At 73.1% G+C, this 21,049-nt stretch carries 14 protein-coding genes and 1 pseudogene; 8 read left to right on the top strand and 7 right to left on the bottom strand.

Going from position 1 to position 21,049, the window contains the following annotated elements; all coding sequences use genetic code 11:
* Positions 1-9: 9 nt before the first annotated feature.
* The 3 genes from ACZ3YO_RS18840 to ACZ3YO_RS18830 form a co-directional block, all read right to left on the bottom strand.
* Positions 10-723 carry a GvpL/GvpF family gas vesicle protein gene (locus tag ACZ3YO_RS18840; protein WP_465570401.1) on the bottom strand — a complete coding sequence of 238 codons (714 nt, stop codon included), beginning with the start codon at positions 721-723 and terminating at the stop codon, positions 10-12.
* Position 724: 1 nt separating this feature from the next.
* On the bottom strand, positions 725-1,174 hold the full coding sequence (locus tag ACZ3YO_RS18835) for a gas vesicle structural protein GvpA (protein WP_465570399.1): 450 nt from the start codon (positions 1,172-1,174) through the stop codon (positions 725-727).
* 72 nt (positions 1,175-1,246) lie between these two features.
* Positions 1,247-1,645: a gas vesicle protein GvpO gene (locus tag ACZ3YO_RS18830; protein WP_465570396.1), complete on the bottom strand. Its 399-nt coding sequence runs from the start codon at positions 1,643-1,645 to the stop codon at positions 1,247-1,249.
* Between the two features lie 542 nt (positions 1,646-2,187).
* On the opposite strand from ACZ3YO_RS18830, the gene ACZ3YO_RS18825 reads away from it, so the two are divergent.
* The 4 genes and pseudogenes from ACZ3YO_RS18825 to ACZ3YO_RS18810 all read left to right on the top strand — a co-directional run.
* Complete coding sequence (locus tag ACZ3YO_RS18825) at positions 2,188-3,063, top strand: histone protein (protein ID WP_465570394.1); 876 nt, start codon at positions 2,188-2,190, stop codon at positions 3,061-3,063.
* 3 nt (positions 3,064-3,066) lie between these two features.
* The gene (locus tag ACZ3YO_RS18820) at positions 3,067-4,098 is read left to right on the top strand and encodes an SRPBCC family protein (RefSeq protein WP_465570392.1); all 1,032 of its coding nucleotides are present in this window, start codon (positions 3,067-3,069) and stop codon (positions 4,096-4,098) included.
* Positions 4,099-4,310: 212 nt separating this feature from the next.
* On the top strand, positions 4,311-4,484 hold the full coding sequence (locus ACZ3YO_RS18815) for a CsbD family protein (protein ID WP_465570389.1): 174 nt from the start codon (positions 4,311-4,313) through the stop codon (positions 4,482-4,484).
* A gap of 298 nt (positions 4,485-4,782) precedes the next feature.
* Positions 4,783-4,968: pseudogene (locus tag ACZ3YO_RS18810) on the top strand (aldo/keto reductase); the annotation flags it as partial.
* Between the two features lie 227 nt (positions 4,969-5,195).
* Here ACZ3YO_RS18810 and ACZ3YO_RS18805 read toward each other — a convergent pair.
* The 3 genes from ACZ3YO_RS18805 to ACZ3YO_RS18795 form a co-directional block, all read right to left on the bottom strand.
* Positions 5,196-7,472 carry a S9 family peptidase gene (locus tag ACZ3YO_RS18805; protein ID WP_465570387.1) on the bottom strand — a complete coding sequence of 759 codons (2,277 nt, stop codon included), beginning with the start codon at positions 7,470-7,472 and terminating at the stop codon, positions 5,196-5,198.
* A 172-nt stretch (positions 7,473-7,644) separates the two neighbouring features.
* Positions 7,645-8,865: a glycosyltransferase gene (locus ACZ3YO_RS18800; RefSeq protein WP_465570385.1), complete on the bottom strand. Its 1,221-nt coding sequence runs from the start codon at positions 8,863-8,865 to the stop codon at positions 7,645-7,647.
* 148 nt (positions 8,866-9,013) lie between these two features.
* On the bottom strand, positions 9,014-10,015 hold the full coding sequence (locus ACZ3YO_RS18795) for a GNAT family N-acetyltransferase (RefSeq protein ID WP_465570382.1): 1,002 nt from the start codon (positions 10,013-10,015) through the stop codon (positions 9,014-9,016).
* Between the two features lie 127 nt (positions 10,016-10,142).
* Here ACZ3YO_RS18795 and ACZ3YO_RS18790 point away from each other — a divergent pair, with 127 nt between their 5' ends.
* Both ACZ3YO_RS18790 and ACZ3YO_RS18785 read left to right on the top strand, forming a co-directional pair.
* On the top strand, positions 10,143-12,857 hold the full coding sequence (locus tag ACZ3YO_RS18790) for an AAA family ATPase (RefSeq protein ID WP_465570379.1): 2,715 nt from the start codon (positions 10,143-10,145) through the stop codon (positions 12,855-12,857).
* A 98-nt stretch (positions 12,858-12,955) separates the two neighbouring features.
* Entirely contained in the window at positions 12,956-13,231 is a 276-nt protein-coding gene (locus tag ACZ3YO_RS18785) for a hypothetical protein (protein WP_465553207.1), read from the top strand.
* A gap of 276 nt (positions 13,232-13,507) precedes the next feature.
* Here ACZ3YO_RS18785 and ACZ3YO_RS18780 read toward each other — a convergent pair whose 3' ends face one another.
* A complete protein-coding gene (locus tag ACZ3YO_RS18780; protein WP_465553209.1) occupies positions 13,508-14,215 on the bottom strand; it encodes an ABC transporter ATP-binding protein in 708 nt (235 codons plus the stop codon).
* Between the two features lie 345 nt (positions 14,216-14,560).
* Here ACZ3YO_RS18780 and ACZ3YO_RS18775 point away from each other — a divergent pair, with 345 nt between their 5' ends.
* Both ACZ3YO_RS18775 and ACZ3YO_RS18770 read left to right on the top strand, forming a co-directional pair.
* Positions 14,561-17,923, top strand: a complete 3,363-nt coding sequence (locus ACZ3YO_RS18775) for an FtsX-like permease family protein (RefSeq protein ID WP_465570377.1) — start codon at positions 14,561-14,563, stop codon at positions 17,921-17,923.
* Positions 17,920-20,871, top strand: a complete 2,952-nt coding sequence (locus ACZ3YO_RS18770) for a hypothetical protein (RefSeq protein ID WP_465570375.1) — start codon at positions 17,920-17,922, stop codon at positions 20,869-20,871. The genes ACZ3YO_RS18775 and ACZ3YO_RS18770 overlap by 4 nt, the downstream gene beginning before the upstream one ends.
* Positions 20,872-21,049 lie beyond the last annotated feature (178 nt).

Genomic DNA, 21,049 nt, shown 5'->3' with positions numbered 1-21,049 from the left:
GTGCCTCCTCTAGACGAAGCTGTAAGCGGGAAGCGGGCCGTACAGCCGGAAGTCGAACTCCTGGCCGAGCTCGTGGCTGAGGCCCTTCTCCGCGGCGAGAAACCGCTCCCGGTGTTCGTCGTCCACGAGGAAGGAGATGTTCAGGAAGTCCTTCCCGGTCGGCTCGGAAGCCCGCTCTTGCCGGCTGTGGGGGTGCAGCGCCTCGATGATTCCCGTGGCCAGGGCCTGATGGCGGGCCAGGACTTCCTGGGCGACGAGTTCGCCGAGTGCCAGCGGGAGGTCCGGGGTGGTGTCGCCGGCTTTGATGGCGTCGTTGAGGTGCCGGGCCTCCGGTGACTCCTGGAGGATCTGGCGCAGCAGGACGTCCTCGTCGATGGCCGCCTTGAGGTGGTACTCCGAGCATCCCGCCAGTGCCGTCAGGCGCTGCGTGTACTCCTCCCGGCGCTCCTCGAGGACGGTGCGTACGGCGTCGTCGTCGGGCGCGGTGAAGCCGAAGCGCAGCGGGAGGACGGTGCCGCCGCTCATGAGACGCTCCTGGACGGCTTGGTGCGCCATGAGGTCGCGTCGTTTGGGCCGCAGGTCGTCTGGGGCGTCGCCGACGACCGCACACAGTGGTCCGGAGCACACGGTACGTAGCTCCGCCGGGGTTTCCCCCACTCCGGCCAGGCCGTCGAGATCACGGGGGTGCGTGGCAGCGGTGATGGAGTAGACGTAGACGGCCATGTCATTCCTCCCGTCGCCTGGTGGGTCGGCGGGTGGGCCGTGCCCGTTTCGGCTCGGGCTCCTTCTCGTCCTCGTCGTCCTTGTCATCCTTGTCGCGTCCCAGGTGGAGGGAGTCGGTGACGGCTTCGACGGCGCCGGTGAGCGCCCCCTTGCTCTTGCCCCGTGCTCCGCCCTCGGTCGCTTCTCCGACGATGTCGGTGAGCTGTGCCGGTGCCTTGCGTCCGGATTCCAGGTCCAGACGGTTGCATGCCTCGGCGAACCGGAGGTAGGTGTCCACGCTGGCCACGACGATACGGATGTCGATCTTGAGGATCTCGATGCCGACCAGGGACACCCGGATGAAGACGTCGATGACCAGACCGCGGTCCAGGATCAGTTCGAGGATGTCGTAGAGGTTCCCGGTGTTCCCGCTGCGGGAAACGCTGGCTGTGCTTTGCGGCACCACAGTCACGGTGCCTCCCTTCGCCGGCCCGCCGTCGCGGTGCGAGAGCGGTTGGTTCCGCTTCGTCGTGGCGCCGGGGTCTCAGGTGGGGCGGTCAATCTGTCCGCGGGTGTAGCGGCGGATCCGCTCGTACGCCACCAGTTCGCCCTCCTCGTCGAGCGACACCCGGTAGCTGGCCATCACGCTGGTCGTCTCGGGGATGCGTTCCAGTTCCACCACCTCCACATCGGCCTGCCATCCCTCGTCGGCGGGCTTGAGGGCCGAGACCGACTCGGGTGCGCGTCCCAGGAGTTCCGCGAGCTGCTCGGCGGCGTAGCGCATGGCCTGCGGAGCCGAGACACGTCGTCGAGGACGTCGTCTCGCCAAGCCCTCCTCGCCCGCCGCCCGGCGGGTTCCAGTGGTGCCGGCGCGAGCAGAGGGCGGATCTGCATGGGCGGGCCTTCGGGGCCTGACGCCGTCCTCTCTCTTCTCTGGGGCCATGTTTCCTCGCCGGGATCGGAGGTAACGCGCCGGTTTGCATGCATGCACGGCTTATTTCATGATATACGGCCTTCTTCCTCGGGATCGGCAGTAGGCGACCTCGGTCGGCGGGCAGCCGCTCGTGTCCAGAACTCGGGGCGGCTGTACGTCCGTTGAGGTCGCGAGTCGCTAGGAAACGGTGGTGCGTGGAAGCCGGCCTCACCTTCAGGTGGGTCGGTGCCCACGTGGCGCACTGCCGCGTGTCTGACCAGACTGGTGGTATGGAGTGCTGGTACGGACATCGGGCCGGGGCTCTCGGTCGTAGGCGGGCCGCTGCATGCCGGGTACCGACAACGGGAATGTGCCGCGCGCGACAGTCGAAGCCTCCCTCTCGGCTCTGCCGAGGGCGGTCGCGGCCGGCGTCGAAGGGCGCTCCCGTGTCGTGCGCTCGGTGCCGGCTGCCGCGGGAGCGCCAGTGATTTCGCGGGCGGTGCTGCGTGCAGAGCATGCCTCCGCGTCGTGCCGGTCCACGTAGTCACGACGGGCGCCGGAAAGGAAGACCCATGAAGGACACCACCAAAGTGGCTCTGGCGGCTGCGGTCGCCGGCGGGTACGTGCTGGGCCGCGCGAAGAAGGGGCGGCTCGCATTCGCCGCCGCGACGTACCTGGCGGGCCGGCGGTTCGGACTGGATCCGCGCCAGCTCGCCACCGAGGGGCTGCGGAGACTCAACGAGATGCCGCAGGTGGCCGAGTTGAACGAGCAGGTCCGCGGAGAACTTCTCGAGGCCGGCAAACGTGCGGTGGCCGCTGCGGCGGACCGCCAGATCGGGGAGTTCGCGGACTCTCTCCGGGAGCGAGCCCTGAGCGTGGGCAAGCCCAAGGAGGCGAAGGAGGAGCCGGAGGAGGAGCCGGAGGAGGAAGAGCCGTACGAGGAGGAGGAATCCGAGGACGAAGAGCCGTACGACGAGGAAGAGGAAGAGCCGGAGGAAGAGCCGGAGGAAGAGCCGGAGGAGGAGCCGGAGGAAGCGGAGGATGACGGCACAGGGAACGGCGAAGCCGAGGCCGAGGAAACACCGCGCCGCGAGCGCGCACCCCGGCGCCGGCGAGCTGCCGCTGAGGCCGATGAGCGGCCGAGCCCGCGCTCCTCGCGGGCGGCGCCCAAGGCCGAGTCGAAGTCCTCGGCTGCGCGCAAGCCCGCGAAGAAGGCTGCCGGCCCGGCGAAGAAGACCGCTCCGGCCGCAAAGAAGGCCACCGCGAAGACGGCAACGCCCGCCAAGCGGTCGTCCACCCGCTCTACTCCGTCGAAGACTGCCGCTGCCAGGGCTCCGGGCAAGAAGGCGGCTGCGGCCCCGGGCAAGAAAGCGGCTGCGCCCGCGAAGAAGGCAGCGGCGAAGAAGACCGCCGCCAAACCCTCCACACGGTCCACCCGGCGGAGGTAGGTCATGGCCAGGACGCAGGAGAGTCCCCCCGAGGTATCGGGTGTCGACCGGCTGAAGGAAGAGGTCGTCCATTACCTGGGCGCCCAGTTGGAGCACCTGGTCGAGAAGGCCGGTGACAAGGTCGCCGATGTCACGGACCAGCTGGGGGAGGTCGCGGAGAACGGGGGGGTGCTTCCCAACGTGGGCGCCCGCGTTCTGCAGGGCGACTCACCGGTGAAGGCGTTCCTCGGCGAGAAGGCGAAGAGCATCAAGGACGACGTCGTCGACAAGGCCAAAGGTGCCTTCGGTGGTGGCAAGGCCGGCCGTAAAGCCGGCAAGAAGGTCATGAACATCGTCGAGACGCTCGACGTAGGCGTGCCCCTACGGACCGCGTACGACCACTGGACCCAGTACGAGGACTTCAGTGGCTTCGCCAAGGGCGTGCAAGACGTCTCGAAGGGCGACGAGGTGACCACCGATTGGAAGGTGAAGGTCGGGCCCTCGAAGCGAAGCTTCAAGGCGACGGTCCAGGAGCAGATCCCGGACGAGCGGATCGTGTGGACCTCGACGGGGGCGAAGGGCAGCACCCGCGGGGCCGTGAGCTTCCACGAGATCACTCCGAACCTGACGCGCATCGTCCTGGTCGTCGAGTACTACCCCTCGGGCCTGTTCGAGAAGACCGGGAACATATGGCGCGCCCAGGGCAGACGTTTGCGCCTGGACTTCAAGAACTTCCAGAGGCACGTCTCCCTCACCAACGACGAGGCCGAAGGATGGCGCGGCGAGATCCGCGACGGTGAGGTCGTCCGCACCCACGACGAAGCCATGGAAGAGGAACAGGCCGCCGAGAACGACCAGGAAACGGATGAGTACGACGAGGAGGAAGCCGAGGACCAGGCCGACGAGGCGGAACCGGAGGACGAGGAGGAGTACGAGGAGGGGGAACCCGAGGACGAGGAGTACGACGACGACGAGTACGAGGACGAGTACGAGGAGGAGCCCGACGAGGGCGAGTCCGGGGACGACGAGGGGCGCTACGAAGAGGACGAGGAGTGAGTGTGGCGCGCCACGGCTGACGGTACGGCCCCGGTCGACGGGCACGGGAATTGGCTGCGCGGCGCGATCCCGGCTGCGCCCCTCCGCTCATGCCGTTCGACGTTCACCCCCCTCGGGGTTCAGGCTCCGCGCCAGGTGGGTCAAAAATCAGAATGAATGACGAAAACCTGGGCACACGCGGGATGAATCAGTGATCCGCGGAGGAGGACGGCATGAGCGCGGGAAAGAAGATCAAGCACACCACAGAGACGGCCAAGGGCAAGGCCAAAGAAGCAACCGGGAAGGCCGTGGGCAACGAAAGCCTTGTCGTCAAGGGAAAGGCCGAACAGGCCAAGGGTGATGCGGCCCAGGCCGGCCAGAAGATGAAGGACGCCCTGAAGCACTAGTCGGTGGTTTCTCCGCACCAGGCTCAGGCAGTGGGCACAAGCCCACGGCCTGAGCCCAGGCGTGGTGCGACCGCCAGGCGAACTGCCAGGAGCGGCCACGGCGTTCCTCGTGTCCGGGCCGCACCCCGGCCCGGACACGGAACCCGTAGAGCCAGTCCAGCAGTTGCCGTCCGCTGGTCATGTCCGTTCTTGCCGCTGCGGCTGGGGCCGGCGCGCCCCTGGACACCGTCGCAGCGTGCCCCGCCGCAGTGCCCGCCACGGGGTAACGTGCCCGTGAACGCACCGCGTAAGGAGAGACGTGCAGACCGTTACGCTCAACAATGGCGTGGAGGAGATGCCGATCCTCGGCTTCGGCGTCTCCCAGATTCCGCCCGAGCGGACCGAGCAGGCCGTCAGCGACGCGCTCGCCGCAGGCTACCGCTCGCTGGACACCGCGGCCGCCTACGGCAACGAGGAGGCCGTCGGCAGGGCGATCAAGAACAGCGCACCACGGGCCAGATGACGGCCATCGCCGCCCTGGACACCGGGGCGCCCCTGTTCTTCGACTACCGAAGACCCCGCCATGGTCAGCCGGCTCGGCAACGTCACCCTGAACCCCTGAACCCCTGAACCCTCGTTCCCCTGAACCCTCGTTCCCTTGAACCTTGACGGAGAGTCCGACCGGGGCGGAACCCGGAACCTCAAGGCCTGGCTCCCCGTCCGTGGTGGCGCTCAGGAGAACAGTTCGCCGAGCAGCTCGGGGCCGATGGCGATGGGGGCGGGGCGGTAGGCAGGCGGCTGCGTGCCCATCAGCTCGCGCACCAGGAAGTCCCAGCAGCGCTTGCGGACGTAGGCCAGGCAGTCGAGGAGCGTGTGCTCGGCCCCTGGCACGATCAGCAGCTCGAAGTCCTTGTCGGCGGCGATGAGCCGGTCGGCCAGCCGCAGCGTGTGGTGCGGGTGGACTTGGTCGTCCATTTCGCCGTGGACGAGCAGCAGCTTGCCCGCCAGCCGGTCCGCGAGGTCCACGTTGGAGGCACGGGCCCAGGCCTCGGGGGCGTCCGCGCCGTCGTAGGTCTCCACGAAGCCCGCGTTGAAGTGGCGGGCGTCGTGCGAGCCGGAGAGGGCGACTGCGGCGTTGAAGACCTCGGGGAAGTCCAGCATCGCCCGCGCTGCGGCGAACCCGCCTCCGGAGTGGCCGAACGCGCCCACCCGGTCCAGGTCCATCCACGGCCGGGTCCGGGCCAGCTGCTGCAGCGCCGCGACGTGGTCGGCCAGGCAGCCCGCGTCGGCCAGCCGGCCGTACGAGGCGTCGTGGAAGGACTTGCTCCGCCCGGGGGTGCCTCGCCCGTCCAGCGCCACCACCACGAAGCCCAGCGCCGCGATGGGCTCCGCGTCGAGCCCCGTCCCTCCGGGGTCGAAGCACGGGGCGACCCGGTTGACCTGCGGGCCGGGGTAGACGTTGTCCACCACCGGGTAGCGCCGGGCGGGGTCGAACCCGTGCGGCCGGTACAGCACTCCGTAGATGTCCGTCACCCCGTCGGCGGCCTTGACGCGGAACCGCTCCGGCGGCGTCCAGCCGGTGGCGGTGAGCTTGCTGATGTCGGCGTGCTCCAGCTCGACCAGCACCCGCCCGGTCCAGTCGCGGACGCGGGACACCGGCGGGGTGTCGACCGTGGACGCGGAGTCGATGAAGTACTCCATGGTGTCCGGCAGGGTGACGACGTGGTCCAGCTCGTCGTCGGTGACCTTGGCGAAGCCGGAGCCGTCCAGACCGACCCGGCACACCGTGCGCCGGTACGGGTCCTCGTCGACCAGCCCGGAGGCGGTCAGGTACACCACCCGCTCGGCCTCGTCGACGTGCAGGATCTGCCGCACCGCCCACGGTCCGGAGGTGACCTGCCCGAGCAGCGCGCCGGTGCGCAGGTCGTACCGGTACAGGTGGCCCCAGCCGTCCCGCTGCGAGTACCAGAGCACCTCGTCGGCCAGCACCCGCACGATCGGCGGCTCGTAGATCCACTGGTTGGGTTCGACCCGGGTGGCCCCGGTCTCGCTCAGCACGGTGGTGACCTCGCCGGTGGCCGCGTCCAGCCGGTGCAGGGTGAGCGTGCGCAGGTCGCGGGGCCGGTCGAGGTAGTACACCGCCGATCCGTCCGGGGCCCACCACGCCCACGTCGTCGTGATCGGCGACATCTGCGGCATGAGCAGCGGCTCGGCCTGCGCGCGGACCACCGTGCCCTCGGCGACGTCCAGCACGACCAGCTCGGCCCGCGGCACGTGCTCGTCGCCGGGGTGGGCGTAGCGCTGGGCGTGCAGGACGGGTGCGCCGCCGTCGGCGGGCCCGGCCTCCACCAGGTGGGTCTGCCGGACACTGCGCTCGTCGGTCCGGTGCGCCAGCACCTTCGTCGAGTCGGGCGACCAGGCCACCGCGGGCGGCAGGTGCGGTAGGCCGATCTTGCGCAGCAGGGTGGCGTTGCCCGTGCAGTCCGGGCCGGTGCCGTACTGGTGGTCGGGCTCGCCGTCGGTGGTGAGCGCCCACTCGCGGCCGTCGGACAGCGAGCGCGCCCACAGGTCGTGGCCCCGCCGGGACACCGCGACCTTCCCGTCGGGCGACGGCACCTCCAGCGGGCCGGCCGACGGCGTGAACGCGGCCCGCTCGCAGGAGTAGCCGTCCAGGCGGCAGCGCCAGTACTCACCGAACGCGGCGAACTCCACGGCGTCCCCGGTCAGTTCGATGGCCGTGAACGGCAACGCCTCGGGGTCGGCCGGCTGCCCGGAGGCGGCGGCCAGCGCGGCGGCGAGGCGGGCGTGGTCGAAGGCCGGCTCGCGAGTGCCCGACGCCGGGTCGGCCAGCACGAACCGCCTGCCGGCTCCCGTGCTCACCGAGTACCAGAAACGGGCGCCCGCGTCGATCCACTGCGGCCTGACCTTGTCGCCGACGACGAGCTCGCCGGGGCGGGCGGGTCGGCGGAGGAGCTGCTCCGCGGCCTGGTAGTGCTGAGCGGTGCTCATTCTTTTCGTCCTTCTTCGGTGTCGGTTGTGGGCATGGTGATGCCACGGTGGTGCCGTCACGGCAGGGGTGATGAGGGGATGGGAGGGCTCACGCGAGGGCGCCGGCCGGCTCGCGAGCCGGGGTGAGGCGTCGGGGGAGGCGTCGGGGGAGAGGCTCTGGAGGCGGCGGTCTCTACCGGCCGGCGGTCTCCAGCAGGAGGTGTGCGGCGACCGTCGCCCCGTCGGTGCGGAAGGAGGCGGCCACGGCGGCTGCTCGTGTGCGGGTCCCGGGGGTCAGGGCCGTCCGGAGTGCGGCCGACAGGGATTCGACGCTCGGGGTCGGGCCGTCGTGGGCCGCGCCGATGCCCAGGGCGGCCACCCGGCCGGCGAAGTAGGGCTGGTCCGCCCCCTGGGGGACGACGACCTGGGGAACGCCGGCCCAGGTGGCCGTCGTCGTGGTGCCCGCGCCGCCGTGGTGCACGACGGCGGCCGCCCGGCGGAACAGGGCTTGGTGGTTGACCTCGCCGACGGCGAAGCAGTCGCCCTGGTCGTCGATCACGTCCAGGTCGGCCCAGCCCCGGGAGACGACCGCGCGCCGGCCCTGCGCGCGGATCGCCTCGATGGTCACCCGGGCGACGTCCTTCGGGTCGCGCATGGGAATGCTGCCGAAGCCCACGTACACCGGCGCTTCGCCGGCGTCCAGGAACGCCACCAGATCGGCGGGGAGCGGGCGTTCGTCGGGAAGGACCCACGCACCGGTCTGCACGACGTCGAGGTCCGCCGGCCGCTGCCACGGGGCCAGGACCGGGTCCGTGGCCAGCCACGGCCGGTCGGTGAAGACATGGTCGCGGACGTTGTCCAACGGCGCCAGCCCGATCGAGGCGCGGTGGGTGTTGACCGCCTCGCCGAACACCTCCTGTGCGTCCCGGGCGTCCTGCTCCCACAAGACCCGGTGATCGGTCACGTCCGGCGGGAGCGGCCGGCCCGGCCGCGGCATCGGCGGGTGGTGCGGCGACGGCAGGCTGACCGGCTGGTAACTCACGTACACGTAGCGGGCGCCCAGCTTCTCGGCCGCCGACCTCACACCCGCCACGGCCGGCACGAGGCCGGTCGCCACCAGCACGTCACACCCCTCGCCCGCCGCCATGGCCCTGTCGTGGAACGCGGCGACCAGCTCCGCCGCGCGCCGGGGCACGCCCCCAGGCGACGGCGGCGTCTTCCCGGTCACCAGATCGCGCACCGACCGGCCCGTCGGCACCATCTCCACGCCCACCACGGCCAGCCGCTTCGCGAACTCCTCGTCAGGCGGCGCGCACACCCGCACCTCCGCACCGAGTTCCCGCAACCGCACCGCGAGTCCCACCAGCGGCTCGACGCCCCCGCGCGAATCATAGGCCGACAACAACACACGCATTTCGTACTCCCAATTTCCGCGGATTCCGGGCCCGGCCGGAGAATCCGCACGGTCAAGGCGTGACGTCCTGGACAGGACCGAAGGTTCGGGGTCGCACCGCGCTCGGGAGGTCGGCGTGCGCGGGCGGACGTTCGTTTCTGCGAACGGATCAGACGGTGGGCAGGTCGAGCTGGTATTCGTGCGTGCGTCGGTAGGGGCGGAAACCGAGCCGCCGGTTGACCGCGAGCATGTGCACGTTGTCCTCGGCGTTGTCGGTCTCGATCTCGGCGATTCCGGGGTGCTCGGCGCGCAGTCGGCTCAGCATGGCGGCCTTGACCCACAGGCCCAGGCCATGGCCGCGGTGCGCGGGCACGACCGCGGTGTCGTACTGCAGGGCCCTCGGGGGCGTGCCCCGGGGGAGCACGATCTCGGTGTAGCCGGCCATGGTGCCGTCGTCGTGGACGGCGGCGAGCGTGAGCAGTGTGTCGCCGCGGTCGGCCACGACCTTCGCCATGGTGCGGACGCGGTCGGCGTCCCAGTGCAGGGTCCCGTAGTCCAGGTCCCCGACGGGCATGTCGTTCATCGCGGTCTTGGCCGCGGCGAAGGCGTCGGCGAGGGCGTCGGGGACCGTACCGGTCCAGCCGGTCAGCCGGTAGCCGGGGTGCGAGGCCTCGCTGATCTCGCCGATCCAGGCCTCGTCCAGCTGGTCCAGGCGCAGCATCAGGTGATCGAGCGTCAGAGCGCGACGGAAACCCCACCGTTCACAGAAGGCCTCGCCCGGGCCGTCGGCCGCGGCCTCGACGATCAGGCTGCGCCGGCTCTCGGTACGACAGGCCGCCACGACCGCCGACAGCAGGCGTGAGCCGGTTCCCCGGCGGCGGTGCGCGGGATCGACGTGGAGCTGGAGTTCGGCCAGGTGGTCCCTGCCGGGAGCGGTGAACAGGCGCAGGGCCCCGACGCCGACCACGGCACCGTCCGCTCCGTTGGCCAGCCAGGTGAGCCGGTGGCTGTCGAGGCCGGGCTTCGTGAGCTGGGCGTGGATCTGTCCGGGCGCGGGGGGCGGCACACCGGGCAGATCGTGGGTCATGGAGGAGGCGACGACGCGATGCCAGGCGGCGGCGTCGGTGACCGAGATGCGGTGCAGCGGGGTGAGGTGGACCTGCTCGGGCACGGCGGCGGCTCCTGGAGTCGAGTGGATCGAACAGGTGCAACGCTAGGGAGTCCGGCGGTCGGTCACATCGGTCGGTGCGACTTAACGCGAAGATCGGAAGATCGAAAAAGTTAGGTACGGTTACCCCATGCTGTACGGGCGGGTGGGGGAGCAGGACCAGATCGACCGGATGCTTTCGAGCGCCCGTGCGGGGGCGAGCGGCGCGCTGGTGATCCATGGTGAGGCCGGGATCGGCAAAACGGCGCTGCTGGAGCACGCCGCCGAGGCCGCAGGTGCCGGACGGGTGCTGCGGACCGTCGGCATCGAGTCGGAGATGGAGCTGGCCTTCGGCGGCCTGCACCAGCTGTTGCGGCCCCTCACCGACCACCTCGACCGGCTGCCCGAACCCCAGGCGGCCGCGCTCAGTTCGGCGTTCGGCCTGACCGGCGAGGCGGTGCGCAACCGGTTCACCGTGGGCCTGGCGGTGCTCACGACGCTGTCGGAGGCCGCGGGCGACGAACCGCTGCTGTGCCTGGTCGACGACGCCCAGTGGCTGGACCAGGCGTCCCTGGACGCGTTGACGTTCGCCGCCCGCAGGCTCCATGCCGAGGGCGTGGTGATGCTGTTCGCGGTCCGCGACGGCGCCCGCGGAACGCAGATCACCGGCCTGCCGAGGCTGCGGCTGGAGGGCCTCGCCCCCGCCGCCGTCGACGCGTTGCTCACCGCTCGCATCGCGGACCTGTCCCCGTACGCCAGGGACCAGATCATCGAGCAGGCATGCGGCAACCCGCTGGCCCTCCTGGAACTGCCCGCAGCGCTGACCCCGGAGCAGCGCGCCGGCCAGCTGAACCCGGTGACGCTCCCGACGGGCCTGTCCTCACCCTCCAACCGGATCCAGGAGGCCTTCCAGGAGCAGATCCGCCGCCTGCCCGAGGCCACGCGCGCCATGCTGCTGGTGGCGGCCGCCGACGACAGCGGCGACCTCGGCCTCGTCCTGCGGGCATCGGCCGGCGCGGGCGCCGTACTGGAGGACCTGGAACCGGCCGAACGCGCCACCCTCGTCCGGCTCACCGAGAACACCCTGTCCTTCCGGCACCCGCTGATCAGATCGGCCACCTACCAGGACGCCGCCCTGGCCCGGCGCTTCGCCGCCCACCGGGCGCTGGCCGCCGAGCTGGAAGGCGAGCAGCACGCCGACCGGCGGGCCTGGCACCTGGCCGCCGCCACGACCGGCGTCGACGAGCAGGTCGCCGACGAGATGGACGACGTCGCGCAGCGGGCCGGAGGACGGCAGGGCACGGCCTCCGCCTCGGCCGCCTTCGAACGCGCCGCCCAGCTCACCGCCGATCCCGCCCGGCGTGCCCGGCGACTGGCGGCCGCGGCCATCACCTCCGCCGAGGCCGGGCAGTTCCACCGCACCGCGGCCCTCACCGACCGCATCAACGCACTCGCCCTGGACCCCGCGATGCTCGCCGACTTCGCCCGGGTCCGAGCGATCGTCGAGCTGGACCACGGGTCGCCGGGCCGGGCCGCCCGCATCCTGATCGAATGCGCGGACCGGATCGGCTCCGGCCCCGATCTCGAGCCGGTGCTGACCGAGGCCGTCCAGACGGCACACTCCTCGGGCGACCGGGAGCTCATCGCCGAGGTCGCCGCCCGGCTTCCGGATACGCCGGACTACGCGGTGGCGAGGGCCCTGACCGACCTGCACGGCGCCGGCCCCCACCTCCCCGTCCCGCAAGCCCCGGCCGCAGACACCGGATTCGCCGAACGGATCCTGGCCGGGACGTACGGGCAGCTCCTCGCCGACCACGCGACCGCTCACGAGGTCGCCGTCGCGTGCGTGCGCGACTGCCGGGCCCAGGACGTGGTCGGCTGGCTGCACACCGCGCTGCACCTGCTCGCCCAGGCAGAGCTGGCCATGGGGCTGCACGAGGAGGCCTACGCCGCCGCCGCCGAGGGGCTCACCATCGCCGAGCACTACGGCCGCAACCACCGCGCGAGCTACCTGCGCGCAACCCTGGCCACGCTGGCCGCCGTCGAAGGCGATCGGGAGCGATGCCACAGCCTGGTCGAGGCGGCCCTGGACTACGCCGACGCCCACGGAATCGAGCTGGCCGCCGCCCACGCGCTCCGCGCACAGGGCCTGCTCGACCTCGGCCTCGGCCAGGCGGAGCGAGCCCTGGAGCACCTGGAAGCGGCGAAGACCCGGGTGAACCACCCGATGCTGTCGGTCTTCCTCCTGCCCGACCTCATCGAGGCCGCGGTACGCGCCGGGCGGCGGGAGCGGCTCGAGGAGCCGTTGGCGCTGATGGAGGAGTGGGCGGTGGCCGCACGCCGCCCCGCGGCAACCGCCCTCGCCCGCCGCTGCGAGGCGCTGACCAGCCCCGACGAGGAGGCCGAGCGGCTCTTCGAAACCGCGTTGCGCCTCCATGACGACGGCGCCCAGCCCCTGGAGAAGGCCCGGACCGAGCTGCTCTACGGGGAGTGGCTCCGCCGCGCCCGCCGCCGTTCCGACGCCCGCCGCCACCTTCGCGCCGCGCTGGAGGCGTTCGAGAAACTCAACGCCCAGCCGTGGGCGCACCGGGCCCGCACCGAACTGCAGGCCAGCGGCGAGACCATCGACCAGGCCGGTCAGCCGGGCGTGCTGCTCGGCCGGCTCAGCCCCCAGGAACGCGAAGTCGTACGGCTCGCCGCGACCGGCGCCACCAACCGCGAAATCGCCTCCCAGCTCTTCCTGAGCCCCCGCACGGTCGGCCATCACCTCTACCGGGCCTTCCCCAAACTCGGCGTCAGCTCCCGCGCCGACCTCCCCCGGCTCCTCGGTCAAGGTCAACCGCAGACCGGTGGGGAGTGCCGGTGACCCCCGCTCGGCGGTGACCGCGGGCGCCGGCGGGTGCTGTCGAGGGGCCGGGGCCGGTCCGGGATGCGGCCGGTGCCGGTGGGGCGCAGGGTCGAGGTATGAGCGGAGTGGTCGTACTGGTCGAGCTGGAGCCGTCCACGGAGGTGCTGGACGCGGGCGAGGTGGACGTGGGCGCCCGCGTCCGGTGGGTGCACGCGGCGCCGCCCGACCCGGACGTGCCGGACGATCCGGGCCCGGTCACGTTCTGCGGGATCGACACCGGTGACCTCGAACGGGAGACCTACCAGCCGGCCCGTCCGGGCGATCCCTGGTACCCGCCATCGCAGCGCACCCGCCGCTGCCGGGAGTGCGAGGCCGCGCTCAAGGCGCTCTGACGGGCCCGGCCGGGCGCCGGTGACCCGAGGACGGGCCGGTCGCCGGGGCCGCGTCCCCGCGTGCAGCTCCGGTGTGCCCACGGGGCCGGATCGGGGTGCCCGATCGGGTAGACCTGGCACGCCCGGAGGGCGCACCGCGGCCCCGCCCCGACGCCGCCGGCCCCGCCCGGGCGCCGCGTGCGGGGCGGTCCGCGCCCCCGGACCCGCGCCCCGCCGACCCGGGCCGGGCACTCCGTGCCGGGCACTCCGTTCCGGGTGCTCCGTGCCCCGCCCGGCTCAGTCCTCCTCGACCAGCCTGCCGTCGCGGAGCTCGACCACCCGGTCGGCCAGCGCCATCAGGGTCTGGTCGTGGGTGGCGACCAGGGCGGTGACGCCCTCGCTGCGGACGACGGCGCGCAACAACTGCATGATCGAACGGCCGGTCTCGGAGTCCAGCTGGCCGGTGGGCTCGTCCGCGATGATCAGGTCCGGCTCGTTGGCGAGCGCGCGGGCGATGGCCACGCGCTGCTGCTGCCCGCCGGAGAGCTCGCCGGGCCGCTGGTTGGCGTGGTCGGTGAGCCCGACCAGGGCCAGCAGGGTGCGCGCCCGCTCCTCGCGCTGTGCGGCGGGCACCTTGCGCAGCCGCATCGGCACTCCGACGTTCTCGGCGGCGGTGAGTACCGGGATCAGGCCGAACGACTGGAAGACGAAGCCGATCCGGTCCCGGCGCATCGCGAGCCGCCCGTCCTCGTCCAGGCCGGCCAGGTCGGTGCCGTCGAGGGCGACAGTCCCGCCGCTGGGGCTGTCGAGGCCGCCGACCAGATTGAGCAGTGTGGTCTTGCCGGAGCCCGACCGGCCCTTCAGGGCGGTGAGTTCGCCGCGGCCGAGTGAGAACGAGACGCCGCGCAGCGCGTGCACCGTCCGTTCGCCGGTGCCGAAACTGCGCCGGAGATCGGTGACGGCCACCATGGGAGCGGTGACGGTGCCGGCCGGTTGCTGGGTCATACGGCGTCCCCCTGGGTGTTCTTCGAGCCTTCCTCGACGGGCGCGGCCGGACGGTGAAGTGCTCTTTATGAGGTGTTCATGGCGAGAATTTCTGATGAGCTGACGGGCCCTCGCATCGGAAGGAACTATCGATGTACCGCCAACGTCGAGAATTTGCTCACTACTTACATGATTCGCGCAAGTCCCTTCCGTTCATGGATCGAATCTGACAGCATCGTCCGCTATCCGGTGATCAATCGCCGGTGATCACGTAGCGGTCAGCGACTGGCGTCCATCCCGTGGCAGAGGTGTGCCCGGACAGGTGAGATCTGCGCGGAGACCGGAAAGTACTGGGGGAGGAACGGGATGCTCGGCTTCGTCGTGCGCCGTCTGCGCGGGCGACTGCCGTTGGCCGCCGCGGTCCTGCTCACGGTGTTGATCACCACGGCAGTGCTCACGGCGCTGGTGGCGTTCAACCGCACCGTAGGGGAGGCCGGGCTGCGCCAGGCGCTCCAGGGGCCCGCCTGGTCGAGGACCACGGTGCTGGTCAGCGCCGACCACGGGTTCGACAAGCGGCCCAAGGACGATGCGGCGGTGGGTGTTTACGCCGGACAGCTCTTCGGTGGCCTGCCGGTGCGCACCGAGTCCGTGGCCCGCAGCCGCTCCTACGGCCTCCCGGACACGGCCGCTGCCCAGCCGCCCGGCACCCCGGCAGCGGCTCCAGCGGGCAGCGGTGCGGGTGTCCAGACGGGCGCCAACTCCGGTGTCAAGCCGGGCGTCAACTCCGTTTCCCAGTCGGAGAAGGGTCCCGGCAAGCCGCCCGAGCTCACCGTGCTCGCCGCGCTCGACCACGACCGCGTCACCCTGCTCTCCGGCGGCTGGCCGGCCGCGGCCGCCGGTACCGGCAAGGGCGCGGTGGAGGCCGCCGTCCCGCAGACCTCGCTGACCCGCCTGGGCCTCACCGCCGCGATGCTGCCCGCCGAGGTCCGGTTGGAGGACCGCTTCGACGGATCGCCGCTCGTCGTGCGCGTCACGGGCGTCTACCGCGCCGCCGACCCCGGCGACCCGTACTGGTCGCTGGACCCGCTCGGCGGCCGCGAGATCCAGGTCGGCGGCTTCACCACCTACGGCCCGCTGCTGGTCGACGACAGCCTCTTCACCACCGCGCGCCTGCCGCAGAACGGACGCAGCTGGCTGCTGGGCGCGGACTTCACCGGCGTCCGCAGCTCCGGCGCCGGCGCGATCCGGGACCGTGCCGAGGGCCTCGGTGCCGACCTCAAGAAGGCCACCGGCCTCCAGGTCAGGACCGAACTCCCGGACGTTCTGCGCGAATTGGACTCCAGCGCGCTGGTCTCCCGCTCCACCCTGCTGATCGGCGCCCTCCAACTGACCGTCCTGGCCGCCGCGGTGCTGCTGCTGGTGGTCCATCTGATGGCCGCCCGTCAGGAGAGCGAGAACGCGCTGCTGGCCGCTCGCGGAGCCTCCGGTGCCCGCCTCGGTGTGTTCACCGCCGCCGAGTCGCTGCTGCTGGCCCTCCCCGCGGCGCTGCTCGCCCCCCTGCTCACCCCCCTCCTGCTGCACCTGCTCGCCGGCTACGGACCGCTCGCCCGGGTACCGCTGGACACCGGTCTGCGCTGGACGCTCTGGCCCGTCGCGGCCGTCTGCGCCCTCGCCTGTGTCGTGGTCACCACGGCCCCCGCCGTGCTGCGCGGCGCCGCCGGTGCCGCGATGCGCCGGGCCGGAAAGCGCCAGGCGCTGGTCGCCGGCGCGGTCCGCTCCGGCGCCGACCTCGCGGTGGTCGGCCTCGCGGGCCTCGCCTACTACCAACTGGCCCAGTACAACGGAGGCCTGTCCGCGGACGCCACCGGCCGGCTCGGCCTCGACCCGGTGCTGATCGCCGCGCCCACGCTGGCCCTGTGCGCGGGCACCCTGTTGGTGCTGCGGCTGCTCCCGTTCGCCGCCCGCCTCGGCGGCCGGATGGCCGCCCGCGGCCGGGGCCTGGTGCCCGCGCTGGCCGGCTGGCAGCTGGCCCGCCGCCCCGGCCGGGCCGCCGGCCCCGTCCTGCTGCTGGTGCTGGCGGTCTCCACCGGTGTGCTGGCGCTCGGCCAGCACTCCACCTGGTCCGCCTCCCAGCGCGACCAGGCCGACTACGCGACCGCCGGCGGCCTGCGGATCTCCGGCTCGCCGCTGGCCCCGATGGGCCAGGCGGGCCGGTACGGGGACCTTCCCGGCGGCGACCGGCTGATATCCGTGATCCGTCAGGAGTCCACGCTGCCGAACGGCGCCGTCGGGCAAATGCTCGCCCTCGACACCGCCGCCTTCGCCGAGCGCGTCCCGGTCCGCTCCGACCTGCTCGACGGACAGAGCCGCCGCGAGCTGTTCGTGCCCCTCGCCGAGCCCGCGCCCACCGGGGCACAGGCCGGCCTGCCGCTGCCCGGCCGGCCCCAGCGGATCGACGTCGATGTCACCGTGACGTCGGCGAAGCCGACCGACGAGCACCCGGACGTGTGGCTGCTGCTGCGTGACCGGTTCGGCAGCACCTACCGGGCGCCGCTGGCCGGCGTTCCCGCCACGGGTGACGCCCTCGCCACCGTCGACCTCGCGGCGCTCACCGGCGCCCCGGTGGGTTCGGCCGGCGCGCCGCTGACCCTGGCCGGCCTGGTCGTCGTCCACGGCTGGGACCAGCGGCTGCCGCCGACCGTGACGCTCACCGGTGAGCTGACCGTCCGCCGGGTCGGCGTCTCCGACACCGCGGGCGGGCCGGCGACCACCGTTCCCCTCCCGGCCGGCCTCGACTGGACCACCGTCGCCCCCGCCGGGGCGGCCAAGCCCAGCGGCACGATCGTCCCGGCGCGCGCCGGGGAGCAGCAGGTGCTCAAGGTCGGCTACCGGGGGGAGGGGATGGTCTCGCAGGTCACTGTCCTCCCCGCCGGTGCCCCGGTCCCGCAGAGCGTCTCGGGCGTCGCCACCCACGCCTACCTGACCGCCGTCGGCGCGGCCGTCGGCGACACCGTCCAGGTGCCGTTCGGTGACATCTCCCTGCCGGTCAAGGTCACCGGTGCCGTAGGGTCGCTGCCCGTCGTCGGCGACACCGCGCTCGCCGTCGACCTGCCCACCACCGGACGCCTGTTCGCGGCCGGCGGCCGGCAACTGCCGTCGACCCGCGAATGGTGGCTGCCCGCCGCCGGCCCCGGCGACCCGGTGCCCGCCGCGGCCGCGGCCAAGCTGCGCGCCGAGCCCGGCGGACAGAGGCTGCTGCTGAACGACCAGGTCGCCGCCGACCTGCTCGCCGACCCGCTCAGCGCCGCCCCGCAGAGCGCGCTCGCCGCGATCGCCCTGGTCAGCACCGTCCTCGCCGCGATCGGCTTCGCCGCCGCCTCGGCCGCCTCCGCCCGTGAACGCACGGGGGAGTTCACCGTGCTGCTGGCCCTCGGCGCGCCCAGGCGCTGGCTGGTCCGGACCGTCACCGCCGAACAGGGCGTCCTGGTCGGTCTCGGCAGCGTCGTCGGACTCGCCCTGGGAACCCTGACCGTCCACCTGGTGGTGCCGCTCGTGGTGCTCACCCCGGCCGCCCGCCGGCCGGTGCCCGAAGTCCTGGTCGGCCTGCCGCTCGGCTGGGCCGCCCTGCTCGCGGCCACGATCACCGCCGTCGCCCTGTTGTCGGCCCTGCTCACCGGACGCCGCCGTCGAGACGTGGCCGCGCGGCTGCGGCACGTGGAGGAGATGTGACCACCCCGGCCGGCACCCGTACGCAGCCCCGCCCCACCGGCCCCGGGCCGACGGCCGAACACCGCCCCGCCCCCTGGGTGCGGACCAGGCTGCGCTCGGCGGCCCCCGCCGCCCTGCTCGCCGCCGCGCTCGCCTTCGGCACCGTCCTCCTCGCCGCCGCGTTCCCGCGTGCCGTCGACCGGGGGACGGACGCCGCGCTGCACGAGTACCTGAACGGCCGCGGTCCGGCCTGGACCAGCATGCTCGCCACCTCGGCGCGCAGCTACGACGCGGCCGACCTCGACCGGGTGGCGGAGAAGCTCGGCGCCTATCCGAACGAGACGTTCGGCTTCGACACGGCCGGTCAGGTGTACGGCTCGCGCAGCAACCGGCCGCGCATGCTCTTCAACGAAGGGCTCTCCCGGCCCGAGGAGGTGCCGCCCAGGGCCGACCTGCTCTACCTGCACGGCCTCACCGACCACGCCACCCTGGTGGCCGGCCACTGGCCCGGCCCCGCCGCCGACACCGGAGCGATCCCGATCGCGGTCAGCCGGTCCGCCGCCGACACCATCGGCATCCACCTCGGAGACGTCCTCGACGCCGGGGCTGGGTCCGCCGTCGGCGATCGGCCGGCCGAGCGTCACCTGGCCGAGGTGGTCGGCCTCTACACGGCCAACGACCCGAACGGCCCCTTCTGGGCCGAGCAGCCCTGCCCGGAGAAGGCCTGCCTGGTGGGCGGCCCCAAGAACTACTGGAAGACCGCCGGGGTGATCGACGTCGGCTCGCGGGGCCGGCTCGACGCCTGGGGTCAGGGCGCGAAGGACTTCTGGCGGCTGCCCGTCGACATCGCCGCCCTGCGTGCCGACCGGCTGCAGCGGACCACCGAGGAGATCTCCTCGTACGTGTCGGGCCCCACCAGCATCCAGCTGCGGACCCGGACCGGCCGGCAGGACCTCCAGCTCGGCTCGCCCCTTCCCCAGCTGTTCCAGCAGGCCACCGCGCGCCGCGACGCCGCCGCGCCGCTCGCCGCGATCGGCCCGGCAGGCCTGGCCGGCGTCGCCGCCGTGGTCCTCCTGCTGGCCGCAGCTCTCGCCTTCGACCGTCGCAACGGTGAACTCCAGCTGCTCCGGGCCCGCGGCGGTTCGCGCGGCGGGGTACAACGGCGCCTGCTCGGCGAGGGAGCGGTGACCGTCCTGCCCGCGGCCGCGGCCGCGACGGTGCTCGCCCTCGTCCTGCTGCCGACCGCGCGCTGGGCGGGCGCCGTGGTGGCCGCCCTGGCCGCGACCCTGCTGGCGCTGCTGAGCTTCCCCGTCCGTGCGGCCCTGCTCTGGTCGGCACCGCGCCGGACGAGCGGACGGCGCCGGCTGGTCGGCGAACTCCTCGTCCTCGCCGTCACCGTCGCCGCGGCGCTGGAGGTCCGGCGCCGCGGTGTCGTCCCGCCCGGGGAGGGCCTGGACCCGGTCCTGGTCGCGGCCCCGCTGCTGATCGCCCTCACCGGCGGCCTGCTGCTCGCCCGGCTGCAGCCGGTCCTGGTCGGCGCGCTCGCCCGGCTGACCGGTCGCGGCCCCGGGCTGATCGGCTTCCTCGGCCTGGCCCGTGCGGCCCGCGGCACCGGCGGCCGGCCGCGTCCGTCCGTGCTGCCGCTGCTCGCGCTGATGCTCGCCGTCACCACGGCCGGCTTCGGGTCCACCGTCCTCGACGCGGTGGACGGTGCCCGGCTGCACGCGGCCCGGCAGACGGTGGGCGGCGACGCGGTCGTCGCCGCACCGGTCGGCGTCGCGCTGCCGCCGAGGCTGACCGAGGCCGCGACCGCGCTGCCCGGGGTCAAGACGGGCACCACCGTCTGGTGGGAGAGCGAGGTGTTCCTCCTCGGCACCGACAACGGGTCCACCCGGGTCAGCGTGCTGGCCGTCGACCCGCAGGCGTACGCCGAGCTGTCCCGGACCGTCGGGCGCGGCGAGTTCGACCCGGCCGTCCTCGCGGGCGGGGGCGACGGGATCGACGCGCCCCTGCCGGCCCTGTTCAGTACCGAAGTCGCGGCCGGTGCGGGTGACGGGAGCCACCGCCTGCGGATGTCCAACGGCCGGGAACTCCTCGCCACGAAGGCCGGCACCATCGGCGGCACACCTGCGCTGGAGGAGTCGACCCGGCGGTTCGTCGTCGTGCCGGCCGGTCCTGCTGCCTCCGGGGTCCCCCAGATCGGCAAGCCCAACCTCTGGTTCGGCATCGGCGACGTGGACGAGCGGAAGCTGACGGCAGTGGTGCGGGAGCACGGCCCGCAGGGTGCGGTCGACGACCTGATCGCCGGCCGGCCGGGCGGAGGTGGGGCGGCGTCCCAGGCCCCGGGCACCCCGGCCACCGCCCCGGCCTTCGCATCAGGCCCGGCCTCGGCATCCGCCTCCACCACGCCGCCGGCGTCGCCCGGCCCTCCGCAGGCGGGCCAGGTGCCGGCGAGCGCAGGGTCGGACAGCCTGCCGCCCGGCTACGTGGTGCACACCAGCGCCACCCGGGAGGCGGAGCTGGCCGACGACCCGCTCCAGAAGTCAGCCGGCCGGCTGTTCTGGGCCTCCGTGATCGGCGCCGCCGGGTTCGCCCTGCTCGCCGTCCTGCTGACGCTGCTGCGGGCCGCCCCCGAACGCGTCGCCCTGCTCGCCCGCCTGCGCACCATGGGCCTGCGCCCCCGGCAGGGCCTGGCGTTGATCATCGCGGAGACGCTGCCGCAGACCCTGATCGCGGCGGTCGGCGGCGGACTGTCCGCGCTCGCCGCGGCCGCGCTGCTCGGACCGGCGATCGACCTGTCCGCCCTGGTCGGCGCCCCGGTCCGGGTAGGCCTGCAACCCGCCGTGCTACCGGTGCTGGTGCAGGTACTCGGTCTGGCCGGCCTGGTCTGCGCCGGGGTGCTCGCCGAGGCGCTGATCTCTGGCCGGCGCCAGATCGCCACCGAACTGCGAGTGGGGGACCAGCAGTGACCGCCCACCGGACAGCCAGGACAGCCCGGGCAGCCCGGGCAGCCCGGGCAGCCCGGTCGGGTCGGCCGGCCCGGTCGGGCCGGTGGTTCGACAGAGCAAGCAACAGGACGAGCAGCACCAGCGGCAGTACGAGCCGCACAGGCGGCACGAGCGGCAAAAGCGGCACGGGAATCGGCTC

Source organism: Kitasatospora sp. NPDC022785 (genome assembly GCF_055561295.1).
This window is presented reverse-complemented; position numbering and strand designations above follow the sequence as displayed.

Bases quoted from the DNA above. Each gene is read 5' to 3' on its own strand.
- ACZ3YO_RS18825 (WP_465570394.1), top strand. From the start codon at position 2,188: ATGAAGGACACCACCAAAGTGGCTCTGGCGGCTGCGGTCGCCGGCGGG.
- ACZ3YO_RS18780 (WP_465553209.1), bottom strand. From the start codon at position 14,215: ATGACCCAGCAACCGGCCGGCACCGTCACCGCTCCCATGGTGGCCGTC.
- ACZ3YO_RS18840 (WP_465570401.1), bottom strand. From the start codon at position 723: ATGGCCGTCTACGTCTACTCCATCACCGCTGCCACGCACCCCCGTGAT.
- ACZ3YO_RS18815 (WP_465570389.1), top strand. From the start codon at position 4,311: ATGAGCGCGGGAAAGAAGATCAAGCACACCACAGAGACGGCCAAGGGC.
- ACZ3YO_RS18820 (WP_465570392.1), top strand. From the start codon at position 3,067: ATGGCCAGGACGCAGGAGAGTCCCCCCGAGGTATCGGGTGTCGACCGG.
- ACZ3YO_RS18805 (WP_465570387.1), bottom strand. From the start codon at position 7,472: ATGAGCACCGCTCAGCACTACCAGGCCGCGGAGCAGCTCCTCCGCCGA.
- ACZ3YO_RS18775 (WP_465570377.1), top strand. From the start codon at position 14,561: ATGCTCGGCTTCGTCGTGCGCCGTCTGCGCGGGCGACTGCCGTTGGCC.
- ACZ3YO_RS18790 (WP_465570379.1), top strand. From the start codon at position 10,143: ATGCTGTACGGGCGGGTGGGGGAGCAGGACCAGATCGACCGGATGCTT.
- ACZ3YO_RS18800 (WP_465570385.1), bottom strand. From the start codon at position 8,865: ATGCGTGTGTTGTTGTCGGCCTATGATTCGCGCGGGGGCGTCGAGCCG.
- ACZ3YO_RS18785 (WP_465553207.1), top strand. From the start codon at position 12,956: ATGAGCGGAGTGGTCGTACTGGTCGAGCTGGAGCCGTCCACGGAGGTG.
- ACZ3YO_RS18830 (WP_465570396.1), bottom strand. From the start codon at position 1,645: ATGGCCCCAGAGAAGAGAGAGGACGGCGTCAGGCCCCGAAGGCCCGCC.